We start from the raw sequence: 16,233 nt of genomic DNA, 5'->3' as shown, positions 1-16,233 counted from the left end.
CATTGTGCTTGTGATTCGAGACTAGGCTTAACCCCAGACCCGAAGTCACAAGTGCATCGCATCAAGCGCCCACACTTATCGGTTGTTTAATTGTTAAAGAGCGGTACTGCAAATTCGGTACTTCTTACTGCCACACTGCTCGGCGTTTTGCCTTGCAGCGCTTGCTGTTTTCAGCAGCAGAGAGGCGAGATTATGAAGAAGTTTTTATCGCTTGTCAAGTCAGCGTCGTTTGCTTTCGCACCCTTACTTTCCTGCCTGCGACCTCTTCAGGTCTGCTCTCTTTAGCAGCTATCGAAACATCAGAACCACCCATCCGGGTAAACCCTAAGTTTTCGGCAACTGCCAAGTCTGAAACTATAACACGACTTTTGCAGATTATGCAACCGGCTCTTGCCTAATTTGCATCCTATCTTGCAACCCCGCCGCTCGCTTTTGCTTGTGGCGACTCTGGAAACCAGAGGTCGGTTACTGCTCAGCTGGCTTGCAATGTTGATCAGGGTAAACCCTTAATCTTCATCACCAGCCAAGCCCAAGACTATAGCACGATTTTTGCAGATTGCGCAACTGGCTTTTGCCTAATTCGCTGCAATCCATGCAATAACCGCTTCGCTGCCATTTCTGGCTGCTTGGCGGCAGGCTGGGTAGATTTCCTTGCGGATCACTGCCGTGGGGCCTGTTGCGCTGTCTTGTCTTCGTGGTTCAAAAATGTCTGAACTGCGAAGGAGCGAGACTATAGCACGGAATTTTCCGGATGGCGTCCAAGATGACACCCTTTTTGCAGAAAGATGAAGTTTTCAGGGGACACAACAAGGCCCACTCGTTGGCTCCCTATATATAGAGATGCGAAAATGGCTTCGCCCCTCTATATATAGAGCCCCATCTGAGCCCCTGTCTTCATAGCCGTAGCTCCGTCGTCTCCTTGATCTGCTGAAGCGCAAAGAAAGACCGCATGTCGATGACAGCGGGGTGGCGCATCAGGGTGTCCATGGCGAAACGAGAGAAGTGCGCCAGGTCGGCCACTTGTATTCGCAATAAGTAGTCCATGTCGCCAGACATGGCGTAGCACTCCACGACTTCGGGCCAAAGCTGCACATCACGAGCGAAATCGCTCATCGGTGCATGGCTGGAGCCGCTGTGCTTGTTCAGTCGGATATTCACATACGCCAACAGGCCGAGCCCGACCTTCTCGGCATCGATCAGCGCGACGTACTTTTTGATGAAACCCTTCTCTTCCAGGCGGCGCACCCGTCGCAAGCATGGACTAGGCGATAGCGACACCCGATCGGCGAGCTCCTGGTTGCTCAATCGACCGTCGCGCTGCAATTCAGCCAAAATCCTTAGATCTGTCCTATCAAGCTCGATATCTGACATTTACTGCCCCTTTCCGCATACATAGCAGCAATATTATTGCTTAACTAACGCCCTTCTGCGCCATGTTTGCAATTGTCTGCCCGTCGATCCTCCCTACAATCTCCGTCTAGACTTGAACAACAAGTCGTCCTGAAAATGATGCAAGGGAGCAGACATATGAGCAGCGCTTTCCAACCCTGGGACAACCCAATGGGCACCGCCGGGTTCGAGTTCATTGAGTACGCCGCGCCGGATCCCGCCGCGCTGCGCAAGGTCTTCGAGCTGCTGGGCTTCAAGGCGATTGCCAAGCACCGCCACAAGGACGTCACGCTGTATCGCCAGGGCGGCGTCAACTTTCTGATCAATGCCGAGCCGGATTCATTCGCCCAGCGCTTCGCGCGGCTGCATGGACCGTCGATCTGTGCGATTGGATTCCGCGTTCAAGACGCGAATGCCGCGTACAAGCGCGCCTTGGAGCTGGGCGCCTGGGGCTTCGACTCGCACAGCGGTCCGATGGAGTTGAACATCCCGGCCATCAAGGGCATCGGCGACTCGCTGATCTATCTGGTTGATCGCTGGACGGGCAAGGAAGGTCATGGCGGCATTGGCGATATCAGCATCTATGACGTTGACTTCGTGCCGGTGGATCCGGACAACGCCCAAGCCGACCTGAATCACCGCGGCGCCGGCCTGACCCTGGTGGATCACCTGACCCACAACGTGCACAAGGGCCGCATGGCCGAGTGGTCGGAATTCTACGAGCGCCTTTTCAACTTCCGCGAAGTGCGTTATTTCGATATCGAAGGCAAGGTGACGGGCGTGAAGTCCAAGGCGATGACGTCGCCTTGCGGCAATATCCGCATCCCGATCAACGAGGAAGGCACGGAAGAAAAAGGACAGATCCAGGAATATCTGGACCTGTACCGCGGTGAAGGCATCCAGCATATCGCCATGGCGACGGATGACATCTACAGCACCATTGAAGTCCTGCGCAAGTCGGGTGTGGTGTTTCTGGATACCCCGGAAACGTACTACGAACTTCTGGACCGCCGCCTGCCGAACCATGGCGAAGACGTGGAGCGTCTGCAGAAAAACCGTATCTTGCTGGACGGCGCGCCGGGAGGCGGGTTGTTGCTGCAGATCTTCACCGAGAACCAGATCGGCCCGATCTTCTTCGAGATCATTCAGCGCAAAGGCAATGACGGTTTCGGCGAAGGCAACTTCAAGGCGCTGTTCGAATCGATCGAACTGGACCAGATGCGTCGCGGCGTGGTGAAGAACGTCGAGTAAGTGTCAATACTTCCCCCGCCAGCGCATGGCGCCTGAGCGTCAGCGCTGGCTTTGAAACCTCACCGAGCGGTGAGGTTTTTTTTGTCCGCGACTGACGACTCGCACTCACCAACCAGGATTAGCGCTTGAGACGATCCTGGAACTGCTTGCGAAACTTGGCGACCTTCGGTGCGATCACGAACTGGCAATAGCCTTGCTCGGGGTGCAGCGCGAAGTAATTCCTGTGATAGTCCTCAGCTTGCCAAAATCTGGCGGGCGGCAGCAGCTTGGTGACGATGGGCGCGTCGTATACCTGCTGCGCCTCGACCTCGGCGATCACCGCCTCAGCCTGCTCGCGTTGGGATTCGTTCTGCCAGAAGATCGCCGATTCATACTGCGGGCCGATGTCATTGCCCTGGCGTCCTGGCGTCGTGGGATCGTGAGTGGCGAAGAAGACGCGCAGCAGATCGCTGTAAGACAGTTCGGCCGGATCGAATTCAATTCTGGCCACTTCGATATGGCCGGTGTCCTTGCCGCACACTTGCTCGTAGCTGGGATTGTCGACGTGTCCGCCGCTGTAGCCGGGCAGTACGCTTTTGACTCCGCGCAGATCGACGAAGACCGCTTCGACGCACCAGAAGCAGCCGCCGCCAAGGACGGCGACCTCATTGCCTGGGGATGGTAGTTCTGCCATGACGATTCCTCTTTTATCGGCAGCCACGTTGCGGGCTGCCCGCCCCCGTGCGAGCACGGGGCATAAAGATTAAGACTACTGCTTGGCGGGCGCCAGCGACAATATCCATTCGGCCAGCAGGCGGGCGTCTTCTTGACTGACATGCGTCTGTGCGGGCATGGGCACCGCCCCCCAGGCGCCACGACCACCGCCTCGAATCTTGCCGGCCAGATAATCGACCATGGCGTCGCCCTGCCCCGCATAACGCTCCGCCACGCTCTTCAAGGGCGGACCCACGCGCTTGGAATCCACCTGATGACAGGCCATACAGGCCTTGCTCTTGGCCAGATCCAGGCCCACCGTTTGCGCTTGGACCGCGCCTGCGCTGAACACGCAGGCGACGGCCGCCCACAGACTAATCTTCAAATGCATCGGTAACTGCCCCACGGCTCGCGGTGCTGGCGAGCTTGCCGAACTTGGCAAGCACACCGCGTGTATAACGCGGCTTGGGCTGGACCCAGGCCTGGCGACGAGCCGCCAGGTCTTCGTCGCTGATGTTCAGCTGCAGCAGCAGCTTGTGGGCATCGATGGTAACCGAATCGCCCTCCTGAATCAGGGCGATGGGACCACCCACGAACGCCTCGGGCGCCACGTGGCCAACGACCATTCCCCAGGTGCCGCCTGAAAAGCGGCCATCGGTGATGAGACCTACGGTTTCGCCCAGGCCCTGCCCGACCAACGCAGAGGTTGGCGCCAGCATTTCGCGCATGCCCGGCCCGCCCTTGGGCCCTTCGTAGCGGATGACCACGACATCGCCGTCTTTGATCTGCTGCGCCATGATGGCCGTCATGGCGTCATCTTCCGAATCGAAGACACGCGCGGGGCCGGTCATGACGGGATTCTTCAAACCGGTGATCTTGGCCACGCAGCCTTCCGGCGACAGATTGCCTTTGAGAATGGCAAGGTGCCCCTGGGGGTACAGCGCGCGGTCAAGCGGCATGATCACATCCTGATCAGCGCGCGGCGCATCGGGGATATCGGCCAGTGTCTGCGCGATGGTCTTGCCGGTGATCGTGATGCAGTCGCCATGCAAGAGACCGGCATTGAGCAGCAGCTTCATGACCTGCGGGATACCGCCCGCGCGATGCAGGTCCGTGGCGACATACTTGCCCGAAGGTTTCAGATCGCACAGGACGGGCACGCGCTTGCGGATGCGTTCGAAGTCATCGATGGTCCATGGCACTTCCGCAGCATGCGCGATCGCCAGAAAGTGCAGCACGGCGTTGGTGGACCCGCCCGTCGCCATGATGACGGACACGGCGTTTTCGATGGACTCGCGCGTGATGATGTCGCGCGGCCGCAAGTTGCGCCGCACCGCATCGACCAGCACTCGCGCCGATTCGGCGGCCGACACGACTTTTTCGTCGTCCTCGTTGGCCATCGTGCTGGAATACGGCAGGCTCATGCCCATGGCTTCAAAGGCGGAGCTCATAGTGTTGGCGGTGTACATGCCGCCACACGATCCCGACCCGGGGATGGCGCACTTTTCGATCTGCTTGAAGTCGGCTTCCGGCATGCGACCCATGGTGTATTCGCCAACCGCTTCGAAAACCGACACGATGGTGAGGTCGTTGCCCTTGTAGTGGCCGGGCTTGATGGTGCCACCATACACATAGATGCCAGGCACGTTTGTACGCGCCAGCGCGATCATGCCGCCTGGCATGTTTTTATCGCAGCCTCCAATGACCACCACGCCATCCATCCACTGGCCCTGCGCGGCGGTCTCGATACAGTCGGCGATGACTTCGCGCGAGACCAGCGAATACTTCATGCCCTCGGTGCCCATGGACATGCCGTCTGAAATAGTGGGCGTTCCGAACACCTGCGGGTTGGCGCTGGACGCGCGGATGGCGTCAATGGCCGCATCTGCCAACCGTTGCAGGCCGCTATTGCATGGCGTGATCGTGGAGTGGCCATTAGCGACGCCGATCATCGGATTATCGAAATCGGCTTCCTTGTAGCCCAACGCGTAGTACATGGCGCGGTTCGGCGCGCGCGCGACGCCCTGGGTGATATGGCGGGAACGTTCATTGTTCGGCATGGTCAGTCTCTCCTGTCGGCCGTCGGGGCGCGGACATGGCGAACGCACCCGGGAAGCTGGCTCGCTTTGCTTGCATGCGAATCTTCAGTGCTCGCCGGTTATTATCATTCAACTTTATTGTGTCGGGCAGAACATGCTGCAATATCCAAAATTCGATCCCGTAGCCTTGCAGATCGGGCCGCTTGCCATCCACTGGTACGGGCTGATGTATCTGGCGGGCTTTGCCCTGGTGTATGTGCTTGGACGCCGGCGCATCACTAGCGGCCACACCACTTCGCTGAATCTGCGCGACCTTGAAGACCTGATTTTTTATAGCGTGCTGGGCGTGGTGCTGGGCGGGCGGCTTGGCTATGTGCTGTTCTACAAGCCGGCTTACTACCTGGCGCATCCGCTGGAAGTGGCGTACCTGTGGCAAGGCGGCATGTCGTTTCACGGCGGCCTGATCGGCGTGATCGTGGTGATGCTGCTGTTCGCCCGAAAGAAGAAGCTGCCGTTTTTTGCGATCAGCGATTTCATCGCACCGCTGATTCCGCTGGGCCTGGGTTTTGGCCGGCTGGGCAACTTCATCAATGGCGAACTCTGGGGCCGTCCCACCGATGTGCCGTGGGCGATGGTATTTCCCGACAGCGGCGACGGACTGGCGCGCCACCCCTCCCAACTGTATGAGCTGGGCCTGGAAGGCATCGTGCTGTTTGCGTTGCTGTGGTGGTTTTCAAGCAAGCCGCGGCCACTCGGACAAGTGAGCGGGCTATTCCTGATGGGTTACGGAACGTTCCGCTTCCTGGTGGAATTCACCCGCGAGCCAGACAACTTCCTGGGCCTGCTCGCGGGCGGATTGAGCATGGGGCAATGGCTGTCCCTGCCGATGGTCGCCTTGGGCGCCATCATCTTCAGCTTTACTGCAAAACGATCGTCCCGTTAACGGCGACGCTGACCGTGACGTCTCCCGCTTCCAGCGGGACGTCCGGGCTGAATCCACCCGAAGCGTCTTTGGCCATGGCCGCAGCGCCCAGCATGCGCGGCATCGGCATGGGACCGCCTGAGCCGCCAAGCTCAAGCTTGGACAGGCGGTAGCCCGAAAAGCCGAATGCATTGGCAGCGGCCAGAGCGCGATCCTTGAACGCTTGCGCTGCTTCTTTCAACAGCTTGCGCTCTTCGGCTTCGCGGGCTTGCCGCGATAGCGAGAACCCAATATTGGAAATGGCCGTCTTGTCCGACAGCTTCGAGGCCAGCGCGGCCGCGGCCTCGAAGTCCTTGGACTCCAGGACGATCTCGCCCTGACCGCGCCAGGAGGTGATCTTGCCCTTGCTGTTCGTGTTCGGCCAGACGTTGAAGCCGCCCGTGCGCACGTCAACGTCCTTGGTGTCACGCGCCCGCTTGACGACGTCATCCAACACCGCGGTCAACTTCTTGCCGGCTGCGGGCTGATCGGGAGCGTCGACTTCAGCGGATAGCGAAATACGAACGGTGTCTTGCTTGACCTCCGACGAGGCCGCAGCTTGCAGCGTCATTTCAGGCGAGCGATTCGTGGACGACTCCGTAGCAGGAGCGGCAACGGGGGCTTGCGCTTGCGCGTATGCCGGTTGCGTAGCGGCAATGGCGGCCACGGCTGCGCACGCTGCGCCGAGTTTCGTCAGCGAAAAAACAGGGTGTTTGAACATGGACGGGTCCTAGTAGGGAGGACGGAGGGGAAGAACGGGGGGGAAGTTCTGATGCCCGACGCGGACCTGCGCTGTGGCAGGCCCGCTGGGATAGATGCCCCGCCTGTGCCGTCAAGGCCGGCATCTCGAACCCTGAGGTTCAAGGTGGTCGCGTTCCGAAGAGCGTCGGGTTCGTCTACGAGAGACAATCACTCCAGCTCTGCACTCCCGCAACCAATATGCCAAAAGACATAGGTTCAGAGAATGTATGGCCTAGTCACGGACACGGCAGGGACAAACTGAAAATTCTTGAATACAGCGATATGAACGTTAGAGCAGTTTTTCCTGACCCGATAAGGCGTCATCGAGTACTGCGTTCATGTCCTCAATTCTACGCTTGAAGTCGCCAACCGCCAAACCCCCTAGCGGACCATCGGGCGCTTTCATGGCGAGCAGCTCGCCAGCAACCTGCAACGCAGCCATCACGGCGATGCGTTCATTGCTGGAGATTTTGCCCGTTCCCTGGATGCGAAGCATAAGCTGATCGACATGCCGCACGGCAGCCATCAACGTGGGCTTCTCTTCAGCGGAGCAGGCCAGGGAATAGTCGCGTCCTAATATGGTTACGTCTACGCGTTCCATCAGTGTTGCTCTCCAGACGGTGCACCCGGCAGGCGGGCCAGCACGGCGTCAATGCGCTCGCGGGCCGAAGCGGCGGCCACGCGCAAGCGCTGTAATTCGTTGTCGCGAGATTGCAAGCTGCCTTGAAGTTCGGATTCACGGGCAGCGAAGCGCGATTCAAGCGATTGGCGTTCGGCGGTCTCGCGCGCGAGCTGCTCACGCAAGGCGGCTTCGGCCTGCTGGGCTTGCTCGAGCATCGCGGTGACGGCGCCATCGTGATCTTGAAGCTTGCTTTGCAGATTGACGATGTCAGCCTCGCGCTCGGCGGCGCGTTGCTTCAGCGCGCGCTGCTCGGCTTCGAAGTCGTTCAAGCGGAGGCGCAACGCATCACGCTCTGCGTGGAGTTGGCGGGTGCGTTGCACCAATTGCCCGATTCGGGCGGCGAGTTGGTCTAGATCTTGCAGCATGGGCGCTATCGTAAACCATCCTGAGGCTCGCCGGGCCTCTTCACGCAAGGTGAGAAACCCGGCAATATTCGGTAGGAAATACGGTTGTGAGGTCGGGGCGCGAGGCTAACCGATTCCGGCCCGAGAAGAAAAGTCCCCCCTCCTCCAAAATCCCCGCATCCGGCCGATCCGGCTTTCGCATTTCTTTCTATAAACTTTCACTTAGCTTTCAAAAAGCCCTCAATCTTCCCCCGACGTTACATCTGGGGGTCGGGAGTTCCCGAATTCTAGGGAAAACCCCAGCCTTTCACCGAGCTTACAGGGTTTGCAGCGTGGCAGGCGTCCATTACCATTCGCCCTTTCAAGAAACCACGCCGTCGCTTTCAGAATAACTAATGGCACCCCGAAGTGCCTTTTTTGTGCCTGTCACTCGCCTTTCGGCGGGTTCCATCCGGCTACAAACTTTTTTATCTACATGCTGTAAACAGGAGCCAACCAATCATGCAGCTACGCAATCGACAGGACTTCTGGTCTGGGGTGATGTTCATCGCCCTTGGACTGGGATTCGCCTGGCAGGCCAGCAGCTACCAAATGGGTACTGCCGCCCGAATGGGCCCAGGGTACTTTCCTTTCTGGCTAGGCATCGTTCTGGCTTTGCTCGGCGCCATCGTGCTGATTAGCTCGCTTTCCAAGAAAGCGGACGAGACGCACGTCGACAAGTTCGACTGGCGCATTGTCTTTCTCGTCGTGGGGTCCGTGGTCTTGTACGGCTTCATCCTGAAGCCGCTGGGCATCTATCTCTCGGTCTTCATTCTGGTTGTCGTAAGCAGCCTGGCCAGCCATGAGTTCAGCTTGAAGGTCGCCGTCGCCAACGCGATCTTCCTGGTGGTGTTCTCGTATCTGGCATTCGTCAAGGGGCTGGGGCTGATCTTCCCGCTGTGGCCGTCCTTTCTGGGCATGAACTAAGGAGCAAGCGGTCATGGATTTGTTTGACAACCTGATGTTGGGCTTCTCGGTGGCGTTCACGCCCGAGAACCTCTTTTATGCACTGCTGGGCTGCATCCTGGGTACGTTGATTGGCGTGCTGCCGGGCATTGGCCCGGTCCCGACCATCGCGATGCTGCTGCCGATCACGTATGTGCTGCCCCCCATCGCGGGCCTGATCATGCTGGCCGGTATTTATTACGGCGCGCAATACGGCGGTTCCACCACGGCAATTCTTGTGGCATTGCCAGGAGAAACATCCGCGGTGGTGACAGTGCTGGACGGTCACCAGATGGCTCGTAACGGTCGGGCTGGTTCCGCGTTGGCAATTGCCGCGTTGGGCTCGTTCTTTGCCGGTTGCGTCGCCACGCTGCTATTGGCCGCCTTCGCGCCCCCGCTGGCTGAAGTGGCCTTCAAGTTCGGCCCCGCCGAGTACTTCTCGCTGATGTGTCTGGGTCTGGTCGGCGCCGTGGTGCTGGCTTCGGGCTCGCTGCCCAAGGCGATCTCGATGATCATCCTGGGCCTGCTGCTGGGCATGGTGGGCACCGACGTCAACTCGGGCGTTGCCCGCTTCGACTTCGGCATTCCCGAACTGCAAGACGGTATCGACTTCGCCATCGTGGCCATGGGCGTGTTCGGCTTTGCCGAAATCATGACCAACCTGGAGCAGAAGGAAAACCGCGTCGACATTACCGACAAGATCGGCTCGCTGTACCCGAACAAGCAGGAATTCAAGGAAGCCGCTCCCGCCGTGCTGCGCGGAACGGCCCTGGGTTCGGCCCTGGGTATCTTGCCGGGCGGTGGCGCGGTGCTGTCCTCGTTCGCTTCCTACACGCTGGAAAAGAAGATCTCGAAGAATCCGGAACGCTTCGGCAAGGGCCACCCGGCCGGCCTGGCTGGTCCGGAATCGGCCAACAACGCCGCTGCGCAGACGTCTTTCATCCCGCTGCTGACGCTGGGTATCCCGGGTAATGCCGTGATGGCGCTGATGGTCGGCGCAATGACGATTCACAACATTCAGCCCGGCCCGCAAGTCATGACGAGCCACCCGGAGCTGTTCTGGGGCCTGATCGCCTCGATGTGGATCGGCAACCTGATGCTGGTGGTGCTGAACCTGCCGCTGATCGGCCTGTGGGTCAAGCTGCTGAAAGTGCCTTATCGCATTCTGTTCCCGGCGATTCTGGTGTTCTGCACGATCGGTGTGTATTCGTTGAACTACAACTCGTTCGACATCTTCACAACGGCCATCTTCGGTGTCATCGGCTACGTGTGGTCCAAGCTGAAGTGCGAAGGCGCACCGCTGCTGCTGGGCCTGGTTCTGGGCCCCATGATGGAAGAGAACTTCCGCCGTGCCTTGTTGCTGTCGCGTGGCGATTTCAGCACCTTCGTGACCCGTCCTCTGTCGGCTTCGCTGCTGGCCGTGGCCGCGTTCCTGGTGATCCTGGTCGCGCTGCCCGCCATTCGCAAGAAGCGCGAAGAGACCTTCGTCGAAGAAGAGTAAGACGCGGTCCCGCCGCCGCGAGCGGCGGATTCGCTTCCCTCAAAAACCCCCTGGGCTTGTCCCAGGGGGTTTTTCTTTGGCCGCTGCGGATCGGGTGCGCGGCAAAAGCTGCTGAAGACTACGTCGAACTACCGACGGGGCGATTCGGCTAATCGCTACGGTAAGCTACGGGTTTACCCCACGCGATGATTCGGCATGAATTTCGACTGGAACAATCCCTACCCCACCACCCGCACTCCCGTTTTCGCCCGCAACGTCGTCACCACGTCGCAGCCGCTGGCGGCGCAGGCGGGCCTGCGCATCCTGGCCCAGGGCGGCAACGCGGTTGACGCGGCCATCGCCGCCGCCGCAACCCTGACCCTGACCGAGCCCGTCAGCAATGGCCTCGGTTCCGATTGCTTCGCAGTCATCTGGGACGGCGCGAAGCTTCATGGACTGAATGCTTCCGGCCCGGCGCCGGCCGCATGGAACGTGGATTACTTTCGTCGCAAGCATCAAGGCGCGCTCCCCCTGCGCGGGTGGGACAGCGTCACCGTACCCGGCTGCGTGGCGGGCTGGGCTGCCTTGCATGAAAAGCTTGGCAGCCTGTCATTTGCCGATGTGTTGGCGCCTGCTGTCGAATATGCCGAACGGGGCTTCGCCGTGTCTCCCGCAGTGCATGAAAAATGGGTGGCTCAAGCGGATTTGCTTCAGCCCCAGCCCGGTTTCGCAGACCACTTCTTGCCGCGCGGCCGTGCGCCCCACGTAGGCGAACACTTCGTATTGGCCGGCGCCGCCGCCACTCTCAAGCGCATTGCCGCTACGGGCGGGCGCGATTTCTACGAAGGCGAAACCGCGCACAAGCTGGTGGCGCACGCCCAGGCGCACGATGCCGCACTGACCCTGGCGGATCTGCGCGACTACGCGCCGGAATGGGTCAAGCCCATCAGCCAGACCTACCGTGGCTACACGCTGCACCAGATTCCCCCCAATGGCCAGGGCATTGCGGCGCTGATCGCGCTGGGCATCCTGCAAAACTTCGACCTGGCCGCGCGCCCCGTCGATCATCCCGACACTCAGCACCTGCTGATTGAAGCCATGAAGCTGGCGTTTGCCGACGTCTACGCGCACGTTGCTGATGAACGCCACATGCGCATGACACCCGAGCACATGCTGCGGCCGGATTACCTGTCAGAGCGCGCGCGACTGATCGACCCCAGTACGGCCCGGGACTTCGCGTCCGGCCACGCGCCCCAAGGCGGAACGGTCTACCTCAGCGCCGCCGACAAAAGCGGCATGATGGTGAGCTTCGTTCAATCGAACTACATGGGGTTCGGCTCCGGCGTGGTGGTGCCGGGTACGGGGGTAAGCCTGCAAAATCGCGGGCATTGCTTCAGCGTTCTGCCGGATCACCCCAATGTGGTGGCGGGCGGCAAGCGCCCTTTTCACACAATCGTTCCCGCATTCCTGATGCGCGACGGTGCGCCGGTCATGAGCTTTGGCGTCATGGGCGGCAATATGCAGCCGCAAGGGCAAGTGCAAACGCTGGTGCGCATGCTGGACTACGGGCAGCAACCGCAAGCCGCCTGCGACGCGCCTCGCTGGAAGTGGAACCACGGCCTGGCGATAGACGCCGAGCCCACCATGCCCATCGCGCTGGCGCAAGGGCTGCGGACGCGCGGCCATAGGCTTGAAGGCGTGGACGACGCCCTCGTGGATTTCGGATCCGGGCAGTTCATCTGGCGGCTTGGCGATCCGGCCGTGGATGGTTATGTCAGCGCCAGCGATAGCCGACGAGATGGACTCGCCGCCGGCTTTTGATTGCGTTAAGGTTAGTGTCCTCGGACAGACCTTACTCACATATAGCGGAGTTTCCTGCATGGCAACGATCGGTACCAAAAGCTACGACGCGGTCGTAGCCCAGAAAGTCGCTTTCCTTGGCTTGGGGGTCATGGGTCTGCCCATGGCTGGCCATCTGGCCCGCGCCGGCCACGACGTGACGGTCTACAACCGCACGCCCGCCAAGGCGCAAGCCTGGACTGCTGAATTCGGCGGCCGCCACGCCGCCACGCCGCGCGAAGCGGCGGCAGGCGCCCAGATTGTCTTTGCATGCGTCGGCAACGACGACGACCTGCGCAGCGTGGTGCTGGGACCGGACGGCGCTTTTGCCGGCATGGCGCCGGGCGCCGTGTTCGTCGATCACACCACCGCATCGGCCGACGTTGCCCGCGAACTGTACGCGCAAGCCAAAGACCTGGGCCTGAATTTCGTGGATGCCCCCGTCTCGGGTGGCCAGGCCGGCGCGGTCAACGGCGCTCTGACCATCATGTGTGGCGGTGAACAAGCCGTATTCGACGCAATCAAGCCGGTTGCGCAGAGCTTCGGCCGCGCGGTCACGCTGGTGGGCGCGCCGGGCGCCGGCCAGTTGGCGAAGATGGTCAACCAGATCTGCATCGCCGGCCTCGTGCAAGGTCTGTCGGAAGCCGTGGCGTTCGGCCAGGCCGCCAACCTAGACATGAAGCTCGTGCTGGATGTCATCAGCAAGGGCGCGGCGCAAAGCTGGCAGATGGAAAACCGCGGCAGCACCATGGTCGACGACAAATTTGATTTTGGCTTTGCCGTTGACTGGATGCGCAAGGACTTGGGGCTGGTGCTGGCCGAGGCCCGCAACAACGGCGCGCGCGTGCCGGTGACTGCGCTGGTGGATCAGTTCTACGCAGACGTCCAAAAGATGGGCGGCGGCCGTTGGGACACTTCCAGCCTGGTCAAGCGGCTGCGCGATTAAGTTCACGCGGCAAGCGCCGCGACGTCGATGCGGCGCGGCAAAAAAATGGGCGAGCCATCGGCTCGCCCTTTTCACGTCTGTCTGGCGGCAATCAGGCGGCCAGCCCTTCCGGCGCGGCATCCAGCACCAGCGCGTCGATGCGCTGCTTGGCCAGCGTCACGCCTTCCAGCGCCGCCACCTCGCCCATCGCCATGCCTTCCGCAGCGATGAACGTCACATCGTCCATGCCCAGGAAGCCCAGCATCTGCCGCAGGTACGGCGTCATCGTGTCGGACCGAGTGCCTTCGGCCTTGCCGCCGCGCGCCGTCAACACGAACACCTGCTTACCCTTGACGAGGCCCTCCGGCACGCCTTCGGGCGTATAACGGAACGTGACCCCGGCGCGAGCCAAGTGATCCAGGTAGCTCTTGAATTGCGCAGGCAGGTTGAAGTTGTAGACGGGCACGGCGAACACGATGCGATCGGCTTGCATCAGTTCCGCGACCAGCGAATCGCTCAGTTCAACAATGCGCTGCTGTTCCACGCTGCGGGCGTCGGCCGGAGTGAACAGCGCGCCAGCCGTGTCGCCATCGAAGTAAGGAATGGGTTGCGCGCCGATGTCGCGGATCTTGATCGTGGCGGCCGGATTGGCGGCGCGAACGCGTGCAATCAGGTGATCGGCCAATTCCTTGCTGTGGGAACGGTTGCCGAGAATCGAGGAAAGGATAACCAGGGTCTTCATAGCGAATATCTCCAGTGGGTGCCCACCTGAGGTGGGCAGCGGAATCTGTCAGCGCCACGTCCGATCATTCGTCGATCCGGACTGGGGCTAAACGCCGGGGTGGCGGTGGCAGATCCCGAACGCATGACGCCACTGTAGATCGGTTCATTATTCGCATAAACCAGGATATGATGAACTGTTCGTTCCAGGAATAGAACAATCATGCAAGATCTAAACGACCTTTACTACTTTTCCCAAGTCGTCGAACAAGGCGGCTTCAGCGCTGCGGCCCGTGCCCTGGACATCCCAAAATCCCGCCTCTCAAGGCGGATTTCGCATTTGGAGGAAAGCCTGGGCGTCCGGCTGCTGCAACGCACGACTCGCCGGCTGCGGCTGACGTCCGCCGGCGAACGCTATCTGCACTACTGCCGCGAAATGGCGGCATCCGCGCGCGCAGCGGACGATGCCATGCGCCAACTGCAATCCGAGCCTGCCGGACCCGTCATCGTCAGTTGCCCGGTATCGATCGCGCAGGACGTGCTGGCCCCTTTGCTGCCCGAATTCCTCGATGCCTGGCCGGCGATATCGGTGCAATTGCTGGTGACGAACCGGCGCGTGGACCTGATCCGGGAAGGCGTGGATTTGGCCTTGCGTGTGCGGACCAAGCTGGATACCGACGCCGAGCTGGTGGTGCGACATCTGGGCACGGCGCGCGGCACACTGGTCGCCAGCCCCGGCTATCTGCAACGCCGAGGCACCCCGGACACGCCGCAGGATCTGGCCTCGCACACCACGTTGAGCTTTTCCGACCCGCAAAACGAAGTGCGTTGGCCGCTGCGTAACGACAAGGGCGAGGAAGTGCAGATCGAGCTGAAGCCGCAGCTGTCCTGCAACGACTTCATCGTGCTGACCGAAGCGGCTGTGCGCGGACGCGGGATCGCACTGCTGCCGTCGATCGCTACGCAGGAACAACTGCGTCGCGGTCAGTTGGTGCCGGTCTTGCCGCAATGGCAATCGCCGGAAGGCATCGTGCATTGCATCTATCCGTCGCGGCGGGGCATGATGCCCGCCGTCCGGACATTGCTCGACTTCCTGTCGCAACGCCTGCCATCGATGTACCAGCGGCTTGAGAAAGCCGTGACGCCCGTGGCTCAGTAGCCGCGCGTGCGCTCGACCACGCCGGTGATGGCTTCGCCGCGCTTCAGTTGCGCGACCTTGCCCGCGATCTGCTCGATGCTTTCATCGCGCAGCGTGCGCGCCGCGATGTGCGGCGTGACGTGTACGCGGGGATCGCGCCAGAAAGGATGGTCATGGGGCAGCGGCTCAGTGTGGAAGACGTCAAGCGTGGCGCCGTCGATCTCACCCTCTTCCAGCATTTGCACCAGATCATCTTCAACCAGATGCTCGCCCCGGCCGACGTTCACCAGATGCGCGTTGGGCAACAGTTGCGAGAGCGTGTCGCGGTTGAGTATGCCGCGCGTGTCGGGTGTAAGCGGCAACACGTTGATCAGGAAGCGCGTGCGCGCCAGGAAGCCCGGCAACGCGGCTTCGCCCGCAAAGGATTCGACGCCAGGAATGTCACGCGGCGAACGCGACCAACCCGCCACGGGATAGCCAAATTCGGCCAAGGTCTGCGCCACGCGGGCCCCGACCTGACCCAGGCCCAGCACGCCGACAGGCCACTCTGACTGCGACGTGCCTTCGCGCGTATCCCAATGTTGGCGCGCCTGCGCTTCATCGAACGCCTGGAAATCACGCGACACGCGAAGCAACGCATACAGCGCATATTCGGCCATCTGCACCGACATGCCTGCGTCTTCCAGACGCACGATGCGGACGTGCTCGGGAATCTCGGGCATCTTCAACAAGGCATCGACGCCAGCGCCCAGATTGAACAGAGTCTTGATGCCCGTTTCGTGCTTGAACAATTCGGCGGGCGGACGCCAGACCAAGGCCACTTCCGCGCCAGAAGGCGGGCCGTCCGGGTTCCAGACGGAGATGCGGCATCCGGGCATCGCCGCTTCCAGGGGCGGCACCCAGACGTCGGGATCATGGTGGGGGCAGGCAAACAGAATGTGCATGTGGCGGCTCGGCAAGGCGTTTCGGAAACCACAAGCATGCAGGATGGCGCCACACAAATCAAACGGCCCGGCATGAAGCCGGGCCGTTGACGTACTCTGCGCA

The 16,233-nt window shown here is 60.9% G+C and carries 16 protein-coding genes and 1 other RNA gene; 7 read left to right on the top strand and 10 right to left on the bottom strand.

Annotation, left to right across the window (positions count from 1 at the left end; genetic code table 11):
* Positions 1-894 precede the first annotated feature (894 nt).
* A complete protein-coding gene (locus API01S_RS19835) occupies positions 895-1,371 on the bottom strand; it encodes an Lrp/AsnC family transcriptional regulator (protein ID WP_006221896.1) in 477 nt (158 codons plus the stop codon).
* Positions 1,372-1,527: 156 nt separating this feature from the next.
* Between API01S_RS19835 and hppD the strand changes: the two genes are divergently transcribed.
* Positions 1,528-2,640, top strand: coding sequence for a 4-hydroxyphenylpyruvate dioxygenase (gene hppD, locus API01S_RS19830; RefSeq protein ID WP_050731002.1), 1,113 nt, complete (start codon positions 1,528-1,530; stop codon positions 2,638-2,640).
* Between the two features lie 118 nt (positions 2,641-2,758).
* Here hppD and msrA read toward each other — a convergent pair whose 3' ends face one another.
* From msrA to ilvD, 3 genes are all read right to left on the bottom strand, one after another.
* On the bottom strand, positions 2,759-3,313 hold the full coding sequence (msrA, locus tag API01S_RS19825) for a peptide-methionine (S)-S-oxide reductase MsrA (RefSeq protein ID WP_050731001.1): 555 nt from the start codon (positions 3,311-3,313) through the stop codon (positions 2,759-2,761).
* A gap of 75 nt (positions 3,314-3,388) precedes the next feature.
* The gene (locus API01S_RS19820; protein ID WP_006217450.1) at positions 3,389-3,724 is read right to left on the bottom strand and encodes a c-type cytochrome; all 336 of its coding nucleotides are present in this window, start codon (positions 3,722-3,724) and stop codon (positions 3,389-3,391) included.
* On the bottom strand, positions 3,708-5,393 hold the full coding sequence (gene ilvD, locus API01S_RS19815; RefSeq protein ID WP_006217448.1) for a dihydroxy-acid dehydratase: 1,686 nt from the start codon (positions 5,391-5,393) through the stop codon (positions 3,708-3,710). The genes API01S_RS19820 and ilvD overlap by 17 nt, the downstream gene beginning before the upstream one ends.
* A 133-nt stretch (positions 5,394-5,526) precedes the next feature.
* Here ilvD and lgt point away from each other — a divergent pair, with 133 nt between their 5' ends.
* Positions 5,527-6,315: a prolipoprotein diacylglyceryl transferase gene (gene lgt, locus API01S_RS19810; protein ID WP_006217447.1), complete on the top strand. Its 789-nt coding sequence runs from the start codon at positions 5,527-5,529 to the stop codon at positions 6,313-6,315.
* Here the strand turns inward: lgt and API01S_RS19805 are convergent.
* The 4 genes from API01S_RS19805 to API01S_RS19790 form a co-directional block, all read right to left on the bottom strand.
* The gene (locus API01S_RS19805; RefSeq protein ID WP_006217446.1) at positions 6,290-7,054 is read right to left on the bottom strand and encodes an SIMPL domain-containing protein; all 765 of its coding nucleotides are present in this window, start codon (positions 7,052-7,054) and stop codon (positions 6,290-6,292) included. The two genes, lgt and API01S_RS19805, sit on opposite strands and share 26 nt — an antisense overlap.
* Before the next feature lie 92 nt (positions 7,055-7,146).
* Positions 7,147-7,331: non-coding RNA, 6S RNA (gene ssrS / locus API01S_RS19800), on the bottom strand.
* A 32-nt stretch (positions 7,332-7,363) separates the two neighbouring features.
* Positions 7,364-7,675: a cell division protein ZapA gene (locus API01S_RS19795; RefSeq protein ID WP_006217444.1), complete on the bottom strand. Its 312-nt coding sequence runs from the start codon at positions 7,673-7,675 to the stop codon at positions 7,364-7,366.
* Entirely contained in the window at positions 7,675-8,121 is a 447-nt protein-coding gene (locus API01S_RS19790) for a hypothetical protein (protein WP_050731000.1), read from the bottom strand. Before API01S_RS19790 ends, API01S_RS19795 begins: the two co-directional genes overlap by 1 nt.
* A gap of 480 nt (positions 8,122-8,601) precedes the next feature.
* On the opposite strand from API01S_RS19790, the gene API01S_RS19785 reads away from it, so the two are divergent.
* The 4 genes from API01S_RS19785 to API01S_RS19770 all read left to right on the top strand — a co-directional run bounded on the left by API01S_RS19785 (position 8,602) and on the right by API01S_RS19770 (position 13,349).
* Positions 8,602-9,066 (top strand): tripartite tricarboxylate transporter TctB family protein, encoded by a 465-nt coding sequence (locus tag API01S_RS19785; RefSeq protein WP_006217442.1) that lies wholly within the window; start codon positions 8,602-8,604, stop codon positions 9,064-9,066.
* Positions 9,067-9,079: 13 nt separating this feature from the next.
* The gene (locus API01S_RS19780) at positions 9,080-10,585 is read left to right on the top strand and encodes a tripartite tricarboxylate transporter permease (protein ID WP_006217441.1); all 1,506 of its coding nucleotides are present in this window, start codon (positions 9,080-9,082) and stop codon (positions 10,583-10,585) included.
* A gap of 195 nt (positions 10,586-10,780) precedes the next feature.
* Complete coding sequence (locus API01S_RS19775; RefSeq protein WP_050730999.1) at positions 10,781-12,385, top strand: gamma-glutamyltransferase family protein; 1,605 nt, start codon at positions 10,781-10,783, stop codon at positions 12,383-12,385.
* Positions 12,386-12,443: 58 nt separating this feature from the next.
* A complete protein-coding gene (locus API01S_RS19770) occupies positions 12,444-13,349 on the top strand; it encodes an NAD(P)-dependent oxidoreductase (RefSeq protein WP_006217439.1) in 906 nt (301 codons plus the stop codon).
* Positions 13,350-13,440: 91 nt separating this feature from the next.
* Here the strand turns inward: API01S_RS19770 and API01S_RS19765 are convergent, their stop codons facing one another.
* A complete protein-coding gene (locus tag API01S_RS19765) occupies positions 13,441-14,070 on the bottom strand; it encodes an FMN-dependent NADH-azoreductase (RefSeq protein ID WP_061305855.1) in 630 nt (209 codons plus the stop codon).
* Positions 14,071-14,271: 201 nt separating this feature from the next.
* Between API01S_RS19765 and API01S_RS19760 the strand changes: the two genes are divergently transcribed.
* The gene (locus tag API01S_RS19760; RefSeq protein WP_006217437.1) at positions 14,272-15,207 is read left to right on the top strand and encodes a LysR family transcriptional regulator; all 936 of its coding nucleotides are present in this window, start codon (positions 14,272-14,274) and stop codon (positions 15,205-15,207) included.
* Here the strand turns inward: API01S_RS19760 and API01S_RS19755 are convergent.
* Positions 15,201-16,130, bottom strand: a complete 930-nt coding sequence (locus API01S_RS19755) for a 2-hydroxyacid dehydrogenase (protein ID WP_050730997.1) — start codon at positions 16,128-16,130, stop codon at positions 15,201-15,203. The two genes, API01S_RS19760 and API01S_RS19755, sit on opposite strands and share 7 nt — an antisense overlap.
* Positions 16,131-16,233: the final 103 nt, after the last annotated feature.

The sequence above is a fragment of the Achromobacter piechaudii NBRC 102461 genome (assembly GCF_001571245.1).
In the GTDB taxonomy this organism is placed as follows: Bacteria; Pseudomonadota; Gammaproteobacteria; order Burkholderiales; family Burkholderiaceae_B; genus Achromobacter; species Achromobacter piechaudii.
The sequence above is the reverse complement of the archived record's forward strand: the minus strand, read 5'-3'. Positions and strand labels throughout refer to the sequence as shown.

Bases quoted from the DNA above. Each gene is read 5' to 3' on its own strand.
- API01S_RS19805 (WP_006217446.1), bottom strand. From the start codon at position 7,054: ATGTTCAAACACCCTGTTTTTTCGCTGACGAAACTCGGCGCAGCGTGC.
- API01S_RS19765 (WP_061305855.1), bottom strand. From the start codon at position 14,070: ATGAAGACCCTGGTTATCCTTTCCTCGATTCTCGGCAACCGTTCCCAC.
- API01S_RS19770 (WP_006217439.1), top strand. From the start codon at position 12,444: ATGGCAACGATCGGTACCAAAAGCTACGACGCGGTCGTAGCCCAGAAA.
- API01S_RS19780 (WP_006217441.1), top strand. From the start codon at position 9,080: ATGGATTTGTTTGACAACCTGATGTTGGGCTTCTCGGTGGCGTTCACG.
- API01S_RS19760 (WP_006217437.1), top strand. From the start codon at position 14,272: ATGCAAGATCTAAACGACCTTTACTACTTTTCCCAAGTCGTCGAACAA.
- API01S_RS19835 (WP_006221896.1), bottom strand. From the start codon at position 1,371: ATGTCAGATATCGAGCTTGATAGGACAGATCTAAGGATTTTGGCTGAA.
- API01S_RS19795 (WP_006217444.1), bottom strand. From the start codon at position 7,675: ATGGAACGCGTAGACGTAACCATATTAGGACGCGACTATTCCCTGGCC.
- API01S_RS19785 (WP_006217442.1), top strand. From the start codon at position 8,602: ATGCAGCTACGCAATCGACAGGACTTCTGGTCTGGGGTGATGTTCATC.
- API01S_RS19755 (WP_050730997.1), bottom strand. From the start codon at position 16,130: ATGCACATTCTGTTTGCCTGCCCCCACCATGATCCCGACGTCTGGGTG.
- API01S_RS19790 (WP_050731000.1), bottom strand. From the start codon at position 8,121: ATGCTGCAAGATCTAGACCAACTCGCCGCCCGAATCGGGCAATTGGTG.
- API01S_RS19775 (WP_050730999.1), top strand. From the start codon at position 10,781: ATGAATTTCGACTGGAACAATCCCTACCCCACCACCCGCACTCCCGTT.
- hppD (WP_050731002.1), top strand. From the start codon at position 1,528: ATGAGCAGCGCTTTCCAACCCTGGGACAACCCAATGGGCACCGCCGGG.
- lgt (WP_006217447.1), top strand. From the start codon at position 5,527: ATGCTGCAATATCCAAAATTCGATCCCGTAGCCTTGCAGATCGGGCCG.
- API01S_RS19820 (WP_006217450.1), bottom strand. From the start codon at position 3,724: ATGCATTTGAAGATTAGTCTGTGGGCGGCCGTCGCCTGCGTGTTCAGC.
- msrA (WP_050731001.1), bottom strand. From the start codon at position 3,313: ATGGCAGAACTACCATCCCCAGGCAATGAGGTCGCCGTCCTTGGCGGC.
- ilvD (WP_006217448.1), bottom strand. From the start codon at position 5,393: ATGCCGAACAATGAACGTTCCCGCCATATCACCCAGGGCGTCGCGCGC.